This window comes from Micromonospora sp. ABR4_055, from assembly GCF_056160425.1.
In genome coordinates this window covers 13,058-29,045 of sequence record NZ_JBSWXD010000009.1, presented here as the reverse complement: position 1 = coordinate 29,045, position 15,988 = coordinate 13,058, and the positions used below count along the sequence as shown (strand labels likewise).

The window sequence follows — 15,988 nt, the reverse complement described above, 5'->3', positions numbered from 1 at the left end:
GCCGCCAAGTCTGGCCTACCTGCCGACCGGCACCGGCACCTGGGTCTCTTCCGGCTCACCGTGGGCGGCTCCCGGTTCGTCCGCCGGTACCCGCTCCGTGACCGGTCGTCGGTGCCGTCCGGTCGGTCTCGAGGATCAGGTGGCCGGTGTCGTGACCGCCGCTGAGCAGGTCCAGTCGTAGTTCGCGGCGGATGAGGTCACGCAGCGCGGCCCCGTCGATGATCCGGATGCGGTCGTCGGTTGGCAGCCCAGCCCGATCGACCCGCCCGGTGCTGATCATGAGTCCACGCGCCGGCACCCACTTGTCGAGCGTCCGGGACAGCGTCTCCATCGCCGCCGGCCGGACCGGACCCCGTACCGCCAGCAGGATGCACACCCCGCCGGTGGCCGCATCGGGATCGATCGCGGCGGCGAGCAGTTCGTCGTCGGAGGCCGACAACCGCATCCAGTCGGTCATCCCGGTCACCTCGAACAACCTGCGCAGCAGTCGCCCGAACTCGGCAGGGCGCAGGACCAGCAGGTCCGGCGCGAGGGCCGGATCCCGCCAGCACGCCCCACCGCAGTGGGCGAAGCGGCGGCCCGACCAGACGTCGGGCGCGGTGACGGGGCCGGGCGGCCGGTTCACCGGGTCAGGGCCGGGTAGACAGCTCACCGGGTCGAGGTCGGGATCGTCGAGCGGTATTCGTGCGAAGGCGTCCCGACCGACGAGCGCGTCGACCAGCAGCGGCGGATCGCCCCCCGGCACGCCGTCGACCGGTGGTCCGTACCCGGTGAACGCGACACTGTCGACCAGATATCCCGGGGTCGCGTCGAACGCGTCGGCCACCGCACGCAGCGTCAGCAGGGCCACCAGATCCTGGTACGCCCGCCGGCGTGCGTCCGTCGGCCGTGACCGGGCCCCGACCGGTCCGTGCGCCCCGACGCGGCCGTGGCCGACGCCGCCGGGAACCACCTCCGGTCCGGGAAACTCGTAGACGACCGCCAGCCGGCGGTCGTCCACCCGTAGACCGAGGGTGAACGCGCCGTCCGGGCCGTCCGGCAGGTCCGCGACGGTCATCGCCTGACCGAGCGCCGCGACGAACCGTTCCGGGCCGCGCAACCGGAAGGTCATGTCGAGCCGGGTACGGGTCGAGGCGGGCACCGCGGTCCGGTCCGTCAGCAGCCGGCGCCACGCGGTCGCCCGGTGGGCGGCCAGTTCGGTCCGCAGCCGCGTCTCGGCCAGCCGGCGTGGCGACGGACCTCGGACGGTCGCCGGCTTCGCTGGTGCTTCGTCGATGTCCACAACGGCTACCTCGGTCGGGTGGGGACGGCGAACGGTCAGTCGACGGTGGCGAACTCGGACGTCGGCCGGTCGCGTGCCGGAAAGTCGACCAGCCGTCGGACCGGTGACGTGGCGATCACCACCACCGCCGAGAGGAAACCGATCGCGGTGAGATACAACGCGGGGCGCAGTCCGATCAGATCGCCGAGCCAGCCACCCAACGCGCCGCCGACCGGCAGAGTGCCCCAGGAGATCAGGCGGTAGCCGGCGTTCATCCGGCCGAGCAACCGTTCGGCGGTGATCGCCTGCCGGAGACTGATGATCTGGATGTTGGCCATGGTGGCGCCGGCTCCGGCGATCGCGAACCCACCGACGATCATCGTGATCCCCAGCGGTGTCGCGCCCGGCGCGAGCGGAATGAGCATCGGCGCCACACAGCACAGGACGGTCGAGGTGAGGATGCTCCGCCCCAGCCCGACCGTCGCGGTCAGCCGTCGGGCCACCAGCGAACCGAGCAACGAGCCGACCGCTCCCACGCTCAGCAGCGCTCCGATACCGCCCGCGCCGAAGCCCAGCACCCGGGCCGCGTACAGCACGAAGAGCGTCTGCAACGACATCAGGAACAGGTTGTACAGGCCGGACTGCAGAGCGCACGCCCGCAGAATCGGCGAGCGGAGGATCAGCTGGATCCCCTCGGCGACGCTGCGCCGCAACGGCACCGGTGCGTGGTGCCGTCGCGGGGGCGGCTCGGGGCGCCGGACGGCGACCAGGGTCGCCACCGAGACCAGGTAGGACATGCCGTTGATCAGCAATGCGACCGGTGCGGTGGCCACCTGGACCAGTAGCCCGGAAAGGCCCGGGCCACCGATCTGCGCCAACGAGCTGGTGCCCTGCAGCTTGCTGTTGCCCTCCACCAGGTGCTCCCGGCGCACCAGCGTCGGCAGGTAGGACTGGTACGCCACGTCGAAGACCACTGTGAGCGTGCCCACCAGCACCGCGATGGCGTAGAGGAACTCGATCCGCAGCTGGCCGAGGGCCGCGAGCACCGGCACCAGGGTCACCAGGGCGGCCCGGCCGACGTTCGCGTAGATCATCAACGGCTTCCGTCGGACCCGGTCCACCCAGACCCCGACCAGCAGGGTGACGAGGAGGAACGGCGCATACGACGCGGCGTTGAGCAGACCTACCTCGGAGGCGCTGGCCTGCAGCGCGAGTACCGCGGTCAGCGGCAGCGCCAGCTGGGTCACCTGTGCACCGACCTGCGACGTGGCCTCACCCGCCCAGAACCTGAGGAACTGCCGGTCGTGCCACAGCCCGGTGCCGGACCGGCCGTTCACGCCGCGTCGCCCGCCGACCGGTCCACCGCGTGGAAGACGCAGCCGATCTGTGCTCCGTTGATCATGCTGACGATGCCGACCGCCGGGTCGGGCACCGCGCGGGCGAGCGTGCCCGCGTACCGGGAACCGATCAGCATCACCCCGTAGGCGACCGCCATCAGCTGGAACCCGTCCCCGTCGTCGGCGCGGAACCGCTCGGTGACCGGCAGGACCCGGTCCTGCACCACGTACGGTTCGTCGACCGCCGCCCGTACCCGCCGCTCCCACTCGTCCTGGGAGACCGTCCAGCCCGGTGTGACACCCACGCCCCCGTAGAGCAACGTGGGCTTGAGCACCAGGTGGTCCCTGTTCGCCAGCATGTGCGGCACCAGATCGACGGTCTGGTCCTGCCAGGTGACCTTCTCGTCACGGACGAACCTGGTCCACGGCAGGAGCCGGTCGACCAGGGCCAGTTCCTCGGCGGTGAACCGGTCGCGGTTGCGCTCGTCGCTGAGCAGCGCGAGGCTGCCCTTGTTGCCGTACAGTTCGCTGTCCAGCGCGGCGAACAGCTGGACGGTGCCCCGTTCGGCGGCGTCGAGCAGCGGCTCCACCCGGTCGTAGGTGCGCTGCTCGGCCGGCATCTCGCCCGGCAGGAACATGCGGTACACCACGTCCACCCGGCGGTCGTCGAACAGCACCATGCCGTCGGCGTACCGGAACTGGTCCAGATGACAGACCACGGCGTCGAAGCCGAGCTCGACGAATCCCGGCACGACGAAGTCCATCCAGCACTTCGTCTTCTCGAAGCCCTCCGGCCAGTCGGTGATCGCCAGCAACGGCCGTTCGATCCGGTCCAGGTGCGGGGCCTGCGCGCGCAGCACCCGGACGATCTCGGCCAGCGGGTCCGGGAACGTCAACCCTTCCGCCTCGACGAACCGGGCGAACTGTTCGTCGGCCGCCAGCGCCCGTCCGAAGATGCCCATCTGCCAGCCGCCCAGCGAGCTGCCGGTGTTGAGCTCCATCAGTCGGAAGCCGTCACTCTGCCGGTAGAGATCGGCGCGGGCCAGTGGCGCCAGTCGGGGCCCGGCACCGCGCAGCACCAGTCGGGTCTGCACCTCGGACATCCCGACCGCCCGGGCGAACTCCCGCAGGTCGCCGTCGAACAACCGGTCGGGTAGTCCGGCCACCAGTTCGAACAAACCGGCCAGATCCCGCTCCAACGTGCGTACCTCGCCGGCGGTGAGGAACACCGGACGGTTCAACCCTTCGCCGCCGCCGGCGCCGTACCTGAACCACTCGTCGCCGCGTACGCCCGCGACGGTCATCCGGTCCTCGCCGCGTTCGTGGTCGAGGAACCGGCGGGTGACCGAGTTCTCCCAGTGCGCGCCGAGCCGGGTCTCCAGCGCGGCGGTCAGCCGTACGGTGGTCGCCGCCTCGGCGTGGTCCAACGCCCGCCGACAGGCCGACTCGTCGTCGGCGACGGCGACGAACGCGGCGGTGCGTGGGGTCAGCGTGCGCGGCGGCGGTTCGAGCCGGTCGCCGGGCGAGGCCAGCGCCACCGCGGCGACCAGGTCCGGAATCCGCCGAGGGTCGGGCAGTTCGATCCGCTCGACCGTGCCGGCGTGTGCCGGCGGCAGGAAGCGGATCTCCGCCACCCGGTCGGCGGTGGTCACCAGCGACGGGATCCGCTCGAAGGCGATCTCCGCCGCAGCGCTGACCAGATCCACTCCACAGGCCAGCTGCCCCAGGTAGGGGATCAGGTCGCCGGCGAGCCGGCCGTTGAGTTCGATCAGGCGGGCGCCGCGTGTGGTCAGCCGGATCTCGGTGTGGGTCACCCCCCAGTCGACACCGACCGCCCGGTGTGCGGCCCGGACCAGCTCCACCACCTCCGCCGCCCACGGTTCGTCCCGCCACCGGTCCACCAGATGACCCAGCTCCTCGAAGTACGGCGGGGCACCCAGTCGTTTCCGGGCCACCAGCACCGGCCGGGCGTCGCCGTCGACGACCACGCTCTCCACGCTGATCTCCGGGCCGTTGAGGTACTCCTCGACCAGCACCCCGTCACCGCCGGGCACACCCGGCAGCCGGCTAGTGGTGGCCAGCTGGTACGCGGTGGCCAGCCCGGCGGCGCCGGACACCACCGTCACTCCGAAACTGCCACCCAACGACCGCGGCTTGACCACGACCGGGTACCCGATCGACTCGGCCACCGCGTGGGCCTCGTCCGCGTCGCGCGCGAGACCGTACCGGACCGCGCTCAGCCCGGCGGCGGACATCGCCTCACGGACCGCGTACTTGTCCCGGCAGCGGCGGGCAGCCGTCGGCGACATGTGTCGCATCCCCAGCCGACTGGCCGCCTCCGCGACCGGGACCAGGGACCACTCGTCCCAGGTGACGATCGCCGCCTCGGACACCTCGCCACGCAGGTCGGCGACCGACGGAAACAGCTTGGCCCGGTCCGTGGTGTCCGCGATCCGGTGCGTCTTGACGTACTTCGCCTGCCAGGTGGGCGCCTCGGGGGCGATCAGCACCACCTCGTACGCCGTGGCCAACGAGGCGAGCGCGTACTCGCGGTACGCCGCGAGACGGCTGCCAACCAGGATCAGCCGCGGGGAGTCAATCGTCACGGTGTCTGTTCCTCCTGCTCGATTGCGGATCTTCGGATCCGGGGGTCGCTCAGTCGCCCACGGCGACGCAGGCGAGCTGGTACGCGGTGGCAGCGGTCCGGATCGCCGATTCGACGTCCCCGGTGGACGGGCCCCGGAACCGGAACCGTGCGCCCACGTGCTCGTACCCGCCGATCCGCGGAATGACGGTGCCCGGTCCGGGCACCACCTCGGCGTACGGCCGGGCACCGTCCGGCAGGTCGTCCTGCCATCCGGCGACCGTCACCCGGCACGGAGCCGGCACCGGCGTGGGCAGCAGCAGGTAGCCGCCGACCTCACCGCGGTCGGATACCGGCACCGCCGGCACCCGACCAAGCTGGACGTCCATCGCCGCGGCCATCAGATCGACACCGTGCACCTCGCGCCACACGAAGGGGATCTCGGCCCCACCGACCCGGGCACCCGCCTCGAGGAAGCTCAGCGTCACCTGACCACCTGGCCTGGTCGCGACGAACGCTTCGAGGTGGAACACCCACGGCCGGTCGGAGAACCCGGCACACACCTCGGTGGTGAACCGCTCGATCTCCGCCAGCAACCGGTGGTCGTCGATCTCGACCGACCCCAGATAGGCGCCGGTGGTGAACGCCGCGCAGGTGTTCAGGTAACGGGAGGCCCGCCAGACCCCGAGCCGGTCGCCCTGCCAGAGCCCGTCGATGTGCAGGATCTGGTCGGCGACGAACCGCTGCACCAAATAGGGTTCCTCGCCGATCGGGGTCGGTGTGGTCAACGCCGCCGGCCCGTCCAGGCGTTGCACCCCTCGACTCGCCGTGCCGAAACGTGGCTTGACCACCACCGGCCAACCGTGCCGATCGGCGAACGCGCGCACCGCGGCCAGGTCGGGAGCGTCCGCGAACGGCGGGACCGGAATCCCCGTCCGCTGCATCCGCTGCCCCATCAGCAGCTTGTCCCGGTAGCCGACGAGCTGCTCCGGTCGGTCGCCGGGCAGGTCGAACTCGGCGCGCAGCAGCGCGGCGGAATCCAGGTCACCCTCGTTGAGGGCGACCAGCCGGTCCGGTACGCCGTGGCGGGCGGTGAGGCCGGCCACCGCCTCGCGTACCGCCGCCGGATCGTCGGTCGCCGGCACCACGACCACCTCCGCTGCCCCGGTGGGCACCGACGACACCGCGTGGGGGGCGACCACGTAGCTGACCTTGTTCGTCGTGTGGTCCAGGTAGTCGGCGTACCGGGCGTGCTGGCCCCGCCAGCGGTGCAGGATCACGACGTGCCGGCCCGGCCGGGCCGGTGGCTCACGGCTGGGCACGACCGGCCGTCCCGTCACCGACGGCCCCGACCAGGGCCGGTGTCAGCCAGGCGAGCGCGGCGGTGACCAGTGCCTGCACCCCGATCGTGAGACTGGGCTGCAGCACCGGGGCGAAGGTGGCCGCGTGGTTCTGCGGGATGTCCTCGTCGATCCGCCCCGCCGCCGCGGCGGCCTGGTAGCGCTGCGGCTCGATACCGCCGAAGAACCAGTACACGTACGGCACGTCGGCGGCCGCGCCGAGGATGCCGAAGTCCTCGCTGGCGGTGGTCGTGGTGATCGGAAGGACCCGGTGATCACCGAAGAATGCCCGGTGGGCGGTGGCGACCCGGGCGGTCGCGGCCGGATCGTTGACGGTCGGCGGCAGATGGTAGACCGAGGTGATCTCCGGCTGCCGTGGGGCGCCGGCGGCGTCCGCCTCCGCCCGTGCCAGCCGCTCGATGAGGGTGAACACCTGGTCGCGGACGCCGACGCTGGGCGTCCGTACGTTGATCGACAGTTCCGCCTCGTCGGGGATGACCGCCGCGGTGGTACCGGCGTGCAGCGCACCGACCGTCACCACCACCGGTTCGTTCGCGGCGATCGACCGGGAGACGACCGTCTGCAACCGCATCACCAGCGAAGCCGCCATCACCACCGGATCGACACTCGACTCCGGCTTCGATCCGTGGCCGCCACGGCCGAACAACCGGATCCGGATGCTGTCGGTGGCACCCATGACGGTGCCGGGGCAGGTCGCGACGAGACCGGCGGGACCCGGCCCGACATGCTGTCCGAGAATGACGTCCGGCTTGTCGAACCGGTCGAACAGGCCGTCGTCGACCACCGCCCGGGCGCCGTACCCGCTCTCCTCGCCGGGCTGGAACAGGGCGATCACCGTGCCCCGCCAGTCCCGCTCGGCGGCCAGGACCGCGCAGGCACCCAGCAGGCAGGTGACGTGCAGGTCGTGTCCGCAGGCGTGCATCACCGCGACGGTGCCGCCGCTGTCGTCGACCGCGGTCGCCGTGCTCGCGTACGACAAACCGGTCTGCTCCCGGACCGGCAGCGCGTCCATGTCGGCCCGCAACATCACGACCGGGCCGTCGCCGTTGCGCAGCACCCCGACCACGCCGGTGCGTCCGATCCCGGTGGTGACCTCCCAGCCCAGCCGGGTCAGTTGGCCCGCGACGATCGACGCCGTGTTCTCCTCCTGGAAGGCCAGCTCGGGACGGGCGTGTAGGGTGCGGTAGGTGTCCTCGAGCTCGGGCAGTAGTGGGGCGAGGGACTCGAACAGCTCAGACATGATGTCCTTCCTCATGGACGGGCGAATGTGGTGGGCGGGTCAGCCGGATCGCGCCAACGAGGGCTGCTGGTGCGGGCGGTCACCGGGCAACCCGCGCTCCCGGACCCCCCACGAGGCGAGCAGCGCACCGGTGGCCATCAGGGCCACCAGCCACGGCACCCAGCCGACCCGGCCGTTGTCCCGCAACAATTCGGCGAGCATCGGAAAGGTGCCGCCGAAGAGACTGATCGCGGCGGCCGCCGGCAGCCCGATCGCCAGGGTCCGGATCGCCGGCGGGAACAGTTCGCCGACGAACACGTTGTTCACCGCCAGCGGCAGACCGAGTAACGCCAGCAGTACCAGGGCGACCACCAGGACCGGCACCTGACCGGTCACCAGACCGGCGAGCAACGGCACGCTCAGCAGCCCCAGCCCGGCGAAGCCGATCCGCAGTACGGGCAGCCCGCCGTACCGGTCGGCGAGAGCCCCGGCGACCACCATCGCGCCCAGCAGTCCGACCATGCCGATCAGCAACGCTGTCGCGGTCTGTTCGCGAGGCACGCCGGCGGCCTCGTCGGCGTACACCGGCAGATAGACCGTGCAGAAGTAGAACACCACCGTGGCGCCGGCGGTGACCAGGAAGACGACGGCGATCTCGCGGCGGTGGGCACGCAGCAGCCGCAGGCGGCCCGGTCGGGCCCCGGCGGCGGCGTCTGCGGTCGCGGCGACGAAGACCCCGGTCTCGGCGACACCGAGCCGGATCCACAGGGCGATCAACCCGAGCAGGGCGCCCAGGGCGAAGGCGATCCGCCAGGCTCCGGCGGTGACCCCGTCGGAGCCGTACAGCCGGAGCAGGACCGCCAGCACCGCCAGGGACAGCGCGCTGCCGATCACGATGCCGCCGTAGGACACCGCGCTGAACAGGAACCGTCGTCGACCCGGTGCGGTCTCGGTGACGTATGCCGCGGCGCTCGGATTCTCGCCTCCGACGGACAGCCCCTGCACCAGCCGGGCCAGCACGACGAGCAGGGTCGCGGCGACGCCGACCTGTGCGTAGGTCGGCGCCACGGCGATCACCGCGGAGCCGACCGCCACCAGCGTCACACTCAGCGTGAGGCCGAACCGGCGGCCACGGGTATCGGCGAACCAGCCGATGACGATGCTGCCCAACGGTCTGACCAGGAAACCCAGCGCGAATCCCAGGTAGGCGGCGATCAACCGGGTGGTCGGGGAGGACCCGGGGAAGAGCTGCTCGGCGAAGTACGGTGCGAGCACGCCGTAGACCGTCCAGTCGTACGACTCGACCACCGAGCCGACCGTCGCGGCCGCCAGTTCCCGCCGGGGCCAGCGGGCCGGGAGCCCGGTGCCGGGCCGGTCGCGCGGCACGCCGCTATCCGCCATCGCACACCCCGTAGATCCGGATCGGCTGGACCCCGCCGGGGCCGACGGCCGTGCCGGTGGGCACGGCGTGCACGCGGAAACCCGTCGGCGGCAGGTCGTGCAGCCCGGACAGCCCGGTGACCACCGGGACGCCCCGCCGGGTGAGCAGCCGCGTCGCCCCGGGCAGCGGGGCGGCGTCGGTGCCGACCAGCGCGGCGTGCCGGTCGGCCAGCACGGCCGCCGCCTCGGCGGTCAGCCGCGGTCCGTCGAGGGGACCGCCGTGCACCACGACGGCGCGGCCCTCGACCTGGTACGGCGCCAGTGCGCCACGGTCCACGGTGGCCCCGCCGCCGGTCAGCCGGGCCAGCACACCGGGCAGATCGACCAGACCGGCGAGCGGCACGTCCCGGGTGGGGGGATGCAGCTCGGTGTCGGGGCCGGTCAGGTCGACGACTCGGCGTACCTCGTCCCGGCCGACGTCCACGCCGCGGGAGCCCTTGTGGGGTTCCCGGAGCAGGGTCTTTCCCTTGACCGTCGTCCGGCCGACCATCAGCAGCCCGAGATGGTGGACGAACAGTTCCGCGATCTCGTCGTCGTCGATGTCGTTCCCGGCGATGTCGAGACGGAATCCCTGCACCTGCAGGCCGCCACCATTGCTGAACTCGACGTCCGCGTCGAACTCCACCCGCCACTGTTCCGAACTGCCACCTGCTCGCACGCCGCACTCCTCTGCTCGCTGACAAACGCGGAGATCCTGCCGCTCAGTCGAACGATTTGTCGAGCTTCTCGATCAGTTCCGCGATTTCGTCGTCGCTGATGACCAGCGGGGGCAGCAGTCGCAGTACGGCGCCGTGCCGGCCGCCGCTCTCGATGAGCAGTCCGTTCTCCAGGCAGCGCCGCTTAATTTCCCGGGCCCGTCGCCCGTCCGCCGGCGGTCGGCCCAACGCGTCGACCGGACCGGCCGGGTCGACGATCTCCAACCCCCAGGCCAGTCCCCGGCCACGGACGTCGCCGATCTCCGGCCGCTGGACGGCCATCGCCTCGAGCCGGTCGCGCAGCAGCTCCCCTTTGCTCGCGGACTGCGCGACCAAGCCCTCTTCGGCGATGACCGCCATCGTCTCGGCACCGGCGACCATGGCGAGCTGGTTGCCCCGGAAGGTGCCGGCGTGCGAGCCGGGCAGCCAGCCGTCATACTTCTCGTGGTAGGCCACCAGCGACAGCGGATAGCCGCCGCCGACGGCCTTGGACAGCAGCACCGCGTCCGGTTCGATGCCGGCGGCCTCGAAGGCGAACATCGTTCCGGTCCGTCCGAGACCCATCTGGATCTCGTCGAGGACCAGCGGAATGTCGAGGGCGGCGGTGACGGCACGTAGTCCGCGTAGCCATTCGGTGGCTGCGGGCACCACACCACCTTCGCCCTGCAGCGCTTCGAGGATGACGGCGGCTGGTTTGGTGATACCGCTCTCCGGGTCGGTGAGTACGTTCTCGATGTAGCGCAGCCCGGCCCGTACGCCCTCGGCGCCGCCCAGACCGAACGGGCACCGGTAGTCGTACGGGTACGGCAGGAAGTGCACCTCCGGCATCAGGGCCGCGACCCGCTGCTTGGCCTGCAGGTTGCCGGTCAGGCTCAACGCGCCGGCCGACATCCCGTGGTACCCGCCGTGGAAGGCGAGCATGGTGCGCCGGCCGGTGGCCGATTTGAACAGCTTGACCGCCGCCTCGGTCGCGTCGGCACCGGTCGGCCCGCAGAACTGCACCTTGGCGGTCGCCGCGAAGGACGGCGGCAGTTGGCGGTAGAGCATGCGCAGGAACTCGTGCTTGGCCGGGGTGGTCAGGTCGAGCGCCTGCTGCAACTGGTCGGAGTCCAGGTACCGCCGGACCCGGGCCAGCACCGCCGGATGGTTGTGTCCGAGCGCCAGGGTCCCGGCCGCCGACAGGCAGTCCAGGTAGCCGTTGCCGTCGGCGTCGTGGACCCGGGTCAGCCTGCCCTGCACCAGCACCCGGCCCACGGCGTCGGCGTAGGTCCGGGCGCTGGACTCACGCCTGCGTACGTAGTCGTAGATGTCGTCCGGGTGGTTGGTCGCGACGTCCGTCATCGAAATTTCCTTCCGTGGCTGGTCCGGCGCTCAGGCCGTGGTCCTGGCTCGAGCGTCGGCGACCATCACCTGTCCGAGCGCGATGCCACCGTCGTTGGCCGGCACCTGCCGATGACAGCCCACCGTGAAACCTTCCGCCTCCAGCGCGACCAGGCAGTTCACCAGGAGGAACTCGTTCAGGTAGACCCCACCGGACAGCACGATCTGGTTGATCCCGGTATCCGCGCGAACCGTCCGGCACTGCCACCGCACCGCGTTGACCACCGCCGTGTGGAAGCGGCGACTGATCCGGGGCAGACCGACCCCGGCGGCCAGATCGTCGGCGATCCGGCGGACCACCGGCCGCGGGTCCAGTTCGGTGACCGCGCCGGTGACGAGGCCGAACCGGTAGCCGGCTTCCTGCATGTGGTCCCGTTCCAGCAGACCTTCCAATTCGATCGGACCCTGCGCCTCGTACTCGGCGAGCTGACACACGTCGACCAGCGCGGCGACCCCGTCGAACAACCGCCCCATGCCCGACGACATCGGGCAGTTGACGCCTCGGGCGATCATCCGGGAGTAGACGTGCCGCTGCTGTTGCGACAGTTTGTCGAGTACGCGGAACGCCGTGGTGGCGGCGGCCAGGTTCCCGAAGGCGTCCAGGGCCAGCGCCAGACCGGTCCGGATGGGCTCGCGGACCGCCTGGTCGCCGCCGATCAGCGGCACTGGGCGGAGCCGGGCCACCCGCTGGACCGTCGCGTAGTCACCGAGCAGGAACTCGCCACCCCAGACGGTGCCGTCCTCGCCGAAGCCCGCCCCGTCGAAGACGACGCCGAGCGTCGGTCCGGTGAACTGGTTCTCCGCCATGCAGGAGGCCATGTGGGCGTGGTGGTGCTGCACGAGTTCCACGGCGGCCGCCTCCGGCCCGTCGCCCGCCGCCGCCCGGACCGAGGACCGGAACTGCGGATGCATGTCGTACGCGCCCAGCTCCGGCCGCAGGGCGTACAGGTTGGCCAGGTGGGCCGCGGTGCGCTGGTGTGACTCGAAGGTCTCGTCGTTCTTCAGGTCCCCGATGTGCTGGCTCAGGTAGACCCGCGATCCGCTGCTCAACGCGACCGTTGTCTTGAGCTCCGCCCCGTAGCCGACGACGGTCTTCAGCGGGCGTCCCACGTCGACCGGGTACGGGGCGTAACCACGGGCCCGGCGCAGAAACGTCAGTACCGGCTTGCGCAGGTCGGGGTGCGTCGACAGCCGAACCACCGAGTCGTCCACCCGGATCTCGATGTCCCGGTCGTGGTAGAGCACCACATCGGCGATGTCGAACAGCTGGTCCAGCGCGTCCTCGTTGCGGTAGGCGATCGGATATCCGGAGATGTTTCCGCTGGTCATCACCAGGACGCCGAGGTCGGCCTCGTCGAGCAGCAGGTGGTGATGGGGGGCCGAGGGCAGCATGATGCCGAGGTTGGGGTTACGTGGGGCGACGCCTTCCGCGAGAGCACCGGCCCGTTTGCGGGCCAGCAGGATCGGCCGGGCCGGGGAGCGGAGCAGATCGACCTCCGCCGGGGAGAGCTGAACCAGCCGGTGTGCGGTGGCCAGATCGCGGGCCATCACCGCGAACGGCTTGGAGTCCCGGCGTTTGCGGCGACGGAGCCGACCGACCGCTTCGGCGTCGGTGGCGTCCACCGCTAGGTGGAACCCACCGACACTCTTGATGGCGGCGATCCCGCCGCCGGCGAGCACGTCGACACAGTGCCGCAACGCGGCGTCGCCCCGTAGCGTCGTGCCGGTCGGGCCGGCGAGCAGCAGCTGCGGTCCACAGGCCGGGCAGGCGTTCGGTTGTGCGTGGTAACGCCGGTCGGACGGATCCTGGTACTCGGCGGCGCACGGTGGGCACATGGTGAACCCGGCCATCGTGGTCTTCGCCCGGTCGTACGGCAGATCCTGGACGATCGAGTAGCGGGGTCCGCAGTTCGTGCAGTTGATGAAGGGGTACCGGTACCGGCGGTCCGCCGGGTCGCGCAACTCGGCGAGGCAGTCGGCGCAGACGTGCGTGTCCGGCGGGACCAGCGCGGCCCGGGTGGCGGCGGACCGGCTGGCCACGATCACGAACCCCTGGTCGCCGTCCGGCCCGGCCGGCGGGTCGCCGAGCGTACGTGTCTCGTCGACACGTACCTCGTCGACCCGGGCGAGTGCCGGGGCGGCGGTCCGAAGCTCCGTGGTGAACCGTTCCAGCACCTCGACCGGGCCGGTCACCTCGACCAGCACGCCCTCGGTGTCGTTGAGCACCGACCCGGACAGGCCGTACCGGTGGGCCAGCTTGTAGACGAAGGGGCGGTAGCCCACGCCCTGCACGACGCCGGTGACCCGGATCCTTCGCATTTCGTGTTCGATTTGTTTCAGATCCACGGCGCGTCCTCTTTCAGATCCACGGCGCGTCCTCAGCACAGCCGCGGGAGTTCGGCCCCCCGCAGCTGGTCGATCACCGACTCACGCCCGTCCCGGTCGCGCATCGTCACCGCCGGCCCGTCCCGGTCGGTCACCGTCCCGACGACCGCGGCGTGCGTGCCGTACGGGCTGCTGGCCAGCGCGGACAGCACGTCCGGCACGGCGGCCGGATCGACGAACAGCGCCGCGCAGCCCTCGTTCGCCGCGTGGATGGGGTTGATGCCCAGCATGTCGGCGGCCATCGCGGTCTCGTGCTGGATCGGCAGGGCCGACTCGTCGACGGTGATGACCCGTCCGGTGCTGGCCGCGTACTCGTGCAGGACGGCCGCCAGCCCGCCCCGGGTGACGTCGCGCATGGACCGCACGGCGCCCGGCGCGGTCTTGGCGAGTACGCCTTCGATCATGTTGTTCAGTGGTGCGCAGTCGCTGAGCACGCGGGCCTCGAAGCCGAGTCCTTCCCGGATGGACAGCAGGTGGACGGTGTGACTGCCGATCTGCCCGCTCAGCACGACGACGTCGCCCGGGCGTACGGACGCCATCCGCAGCGGTTCGCGGTGGAAGACCCCGACGCCGGCGGTGTTCAGGTAGAGCTGGTCGGCCTCGCCGGCCCGGACCACCTTGGTGTCGCCGGCGACGATCTGGACACCGGCCTCCGCCGCGGTGGCCCGGACCGAGTCGAGTACCTGGATCAGGCGGCGTACCGGCAGCCCGGTCTCCAGGATCATGCCGAGGGTGAGGAACCGGGGGGTCGCGCCGGCCACCGCCAGGTCGTTCACGGTCCCGCAGACGGCGATCTTGCCCACGTCGCCGTTGCCGAAGAACGGCGGATCGACGACGAACGAGTCGGTGGTCATGGCGATCCGAGGATCGTCGACGGACAGCACGGCGCTGTCCTCCAACACCCCGACGTAGACGTCACCGAGTCGTTCCACGATGAGGTCCAGCAGTTCGTGGCTGAGCTGGGCACCGGTGCCGTGGTCCAAAACTATCTGCCCGGCCGGGTCGGTCTTCCGGGTCACAACGCGCCTCCTGGGTGCACGGCCTGACAGGTCACGGGGTCTTGATCTCCTTGCGGGGGAGGGCACCGTGCTGGTCGAGTACCTGGAGGACCTCGGCCGACGGGGTCACCGTGGCGCAGTAGCCGGCCAGCCACTCCAGGGCCCGGTCCCGGTCCTCGGGCCGGGCGGAGACGACGCAGTCGGCGGGCACCCAGACGTTGTAGCCGCGGAAGAAGGCGTCGGCTGCCGTCGTCTGCACGCAGATCTGGGTCTGCATCCCGGTGATCAGCACGGTGTCCACGCCGAGTGCCTGTAGTCGTTCGTGCAGGTCGGTGTCGTAGAAACCGCTGTCCTTGTTCTTCTCCACGACGATGTCCGCCGGGTCGAGGAACTCCGCGATGATCTCGGCGCCCCGCGTGCCCCGCTGTACGGGCAGGTAGCCGTCGTAGCGTTCCGCGTTGGGGTCGTCCGGATCGTTGATCAACTGCAGGTGGAAGACGTGGTGGCCACGCTGCCGGATCCCGTCGAGGAACGCGGTGAAGTGGGCGGTGGCGGCACCGACCGCGGCCACCCGCTCCGGGTTCTTCTCGACGAGTTCGTACTGCAGGTCGTTGGTGAGCACAGCGATCTTCGACATGGTGCGTGGTGTTCCTTTCCGGTGGGGCGGGGCGCGTGGCCGGTCAGCCGGCTGCGGACGGCGCGGGAAGCTCGTGCAGCCAGGTCCCGGTCTGGCGGAAGTGGGCCTCCAGATCCGCGCGCCGTGCGTACATGAAGTGGCCGGTGACGGCCTGCCCCGCCTTGCGGGCGTAGTCCGGCAGCCGGCCGTACTCCTGGAAGCCGAGCCGGTGCCAGAGGACTCTCGGTCCGTCGTCGCGGACCTCCAGGGTGATCACGTCGCAGCCCATCTCGGCGACCTTGCGGATGGTCTCCTCGAAACCCTCCAGCAGGAACTTCCCGCGGTGCTCCGGGTCGATCACGCAGCGCCTGAGGTCGACGACGTGCCGTCGGGCGGGCAGCGGCGCGCGGGCGAGGGTGACCATCCCGACGATGGTGCCGTCGTCGGTGCGTACGGCGAGTAGCTCGAGAGCTCCGCGACGAAGCTCCGCGTCGAACGCACGCATCAGGGCGAAGCCGTCCTCGTCGTTCAGCGGTTCGGTGAACCCCAGGGTCATTTCGCGTACGGCGACGGCGTTCATCAGGCCGATCATCTCGCGGATGTCCTTGGCGGACAGTTCGGCGGGCCAGTCGTACTTCATCGACAACCTCCGTCTGTCGGCGCACGGCCGGACGTGGGTGGGAAGGGTGGCCGGGGTGGGGGCGGGGCACCG

The 15,988-nt window shown here is 71.1% G+C and carries 12 protein-coding genes; all 12 read right to left on the bottom strand.

Features of this window, described 5'->3' with window-relative positions; genetic code table 11:
* Positions 1-55 precede the first annotated feature (55 nt).
* The 12 genes from ACXAHD_RS04655 to ACXAHD_RS04600 are packed head-to-tail and all read right to left on the bottom strand — an operon-like array spanning position 56 to position 15,916.
* A complete protein-coding gene (locus tag ACXAHD_RS04655; RefSeq protein WP_281552183.1) occupies positions 56-1,282 on the bottom strand; it encodes a hypothetical protein in 1,227 nt (408 codons plus the stop codon).
* Between the two features lie 35 nt (positions 1,283-1,317).
* Positions 1,318-2,598: an MFS transporter gene (locus tag ACXAHD_RS04650; RefSeq protein WP_281552182.1), complete on the bottom strand. Its 1,281-nt coding sequence runs from the start codon at positions 2,596-2,598 to the stop codon at positions 1,318-1,320.
* Positions 2,595-5,204 (bottom strand): ATP-grasp domain-containing protein, encoded by a 2,610-nt coding sequence (locus ACXAHD_RS04645; protein WP_281552181.1) that lies wholly within the window; start codon positions 5,202-5,204, stop codon positions 2,595-2,597. Before ACXAHD_RS04645 ends, ACXAHD_RS04650 begins: the two co-directional genes overlap by 4 nt.
* Positions 5,205-5,253: 49 nt before the next feature.
* Positions 5,254-6,504 (bottom strand): ATP-grasp domain-containing protein, encoded by a 1,251-nt coding sequence (locus tag ACXAHD_RS04640; RefSeq protein WP_281552180.1) that lies wholly within the window; start codon positions 6,502-6,504, stop codon positions 5,254-5,256.
* A complete protein-coding gene (locus ACXAHD_RS04635; protein WP_281552179.1) occupies positions 6,491-7,783 on the bottom strand; it encodes an amidohydrolase in 1,293 nt (430 codons plus the stop codon). Before ACXAHD_RS04635 ends, ACXAHD_RS04640 begins: the two co-directional genes overlap by 14 nt.
* A 39-nt stretch (positions 7,784-7,822) precedes the next feature.
* Positions 7,823-9,163, bottom strand: a complete 1,341-nt coding sequence (locus ACXAHD_RS04630; protein WP_281552178.1) for an MFS transporter — start codon at positions 9,161-9,163, stop codon at positions 7,823-7,825.
* Positions 9,153-9,860, bottom strand: a complete 708-nt coding sequence (locus ACXAHD_RS04625; RefSeq protein ID WP_281552177.1) for a cyclase family protein — start codon at positions 9,858-9,860, stop codon at positions 9,153-9,155. Before ACXAHD_RS04625 ends, ACXAHD_RS04630 begins: the two co-directional genes overlap by 11 nt.
* Before the next feature lie 43 nt (positions 9,861-9,903).
* Positions 9,904-11,238, bottom strand: coding sequence for a diaminobutyrate--2-oxoglutarate transaminase family protein (locus tag ACXAHD_RS04620; RefSeq protein WP_281552176.1), 1,335 nt, complete (start codon positions 11,236-11,238; stop codon positions 9,904-9,906).
* Between the two features lie 30 nt (positions 11,239-11,268).
* The gene (hypF, locus tag ACXAHD_RS04615) at positions 11,269-13,623 is read right to left on the bottom strand and encodes a carbamoyltransferase HypF (protein WP_281552175.1); all 2,355 of its coding nucleotides are present in this window, start codon (positions 13,621-13,623) and stop codon (positions 11,269-11,271) included.
* A gap of 32 nt (positions 13,624-13,655) precedes the next feature.
* Complete coding sequence (gene hypE, locus ACXAHD_RS04610) at positions 13,656-14,681, bottom strand: hydrogenase expression/formation protein HypE (RefSeq protein WP_281552174.1); 1,026 nt, start codon at positions 14,679-14,681, stop codon at positions 13,656-13,658.
* 31 nt (positions 14,682-14,712) lie between these two features.
* Positions 14,713-15,297, bottom strand: a complete 585-nt coding sequence (locus ACXAHD_RS04605; protein ID WP_475048788.1) for a cysteine hydrolase family protein — start codon at positions 15,295-15,297, stop codon at positions 14,713-14,715.
* A gap of 43 nt (positions 15,298-15,340) precedes the next feature.
* The gene (locus tag ACXAHD_RS04600; protein WP_281552172.1) at positions 15,341-15,916 is read right to left on the bottom strand and encodes a GNAT family N-acetyltransferase; all 576 of its coding nucleotides are present in this window, start codon (positions 15,914-15,916) and stop codon (positions 15,341-15,343) included.
* Positions 15,917-15,988 lie beyond the last annotated feature (72 nt).

Excerpts from the sequence above, each read along its gene's own strand:
- ACXAHD_RS04635 (WP_281552179.1), bottom strand. The coding sequence starts at position 7,783 with ATGTCTGAGCTGTTCGAGTCCCTCGCCCCACTACTGCCCGAGCTCGAG.
- ACXAHD_RS04600 (WP_281552172.1), bottom strand. The coding sequence starts at position 15,916 with ATGAAGTACGACTGGCCCGCCGAACTGTCCGCCAAGGACATCCGCGAG.
- ACXAHD_RS04630 (WP_281552178.1), bottom strand. The coding sequence starts at position 9,163 with ATGGCGGATAGCGGCGTGCCGCGCGACCGGCCCGGCACCGGGCTCCCG.
- ACXAHD_RS04620 (WP_281552176.1), bottom strand. The coding sequence starts at position 11,238 with ATGACGGACGTCGCGACCAACCACCCGGACGACATCTACGACTACGTA.
- ACXAHD_RS04605 (WP_475048788.1), bottom strand. The coding sequence starts at position 15,297 with ATGTCGAAGATCGCTGTGCTCACCAACGACCTGCAGTACGAACTCGTC.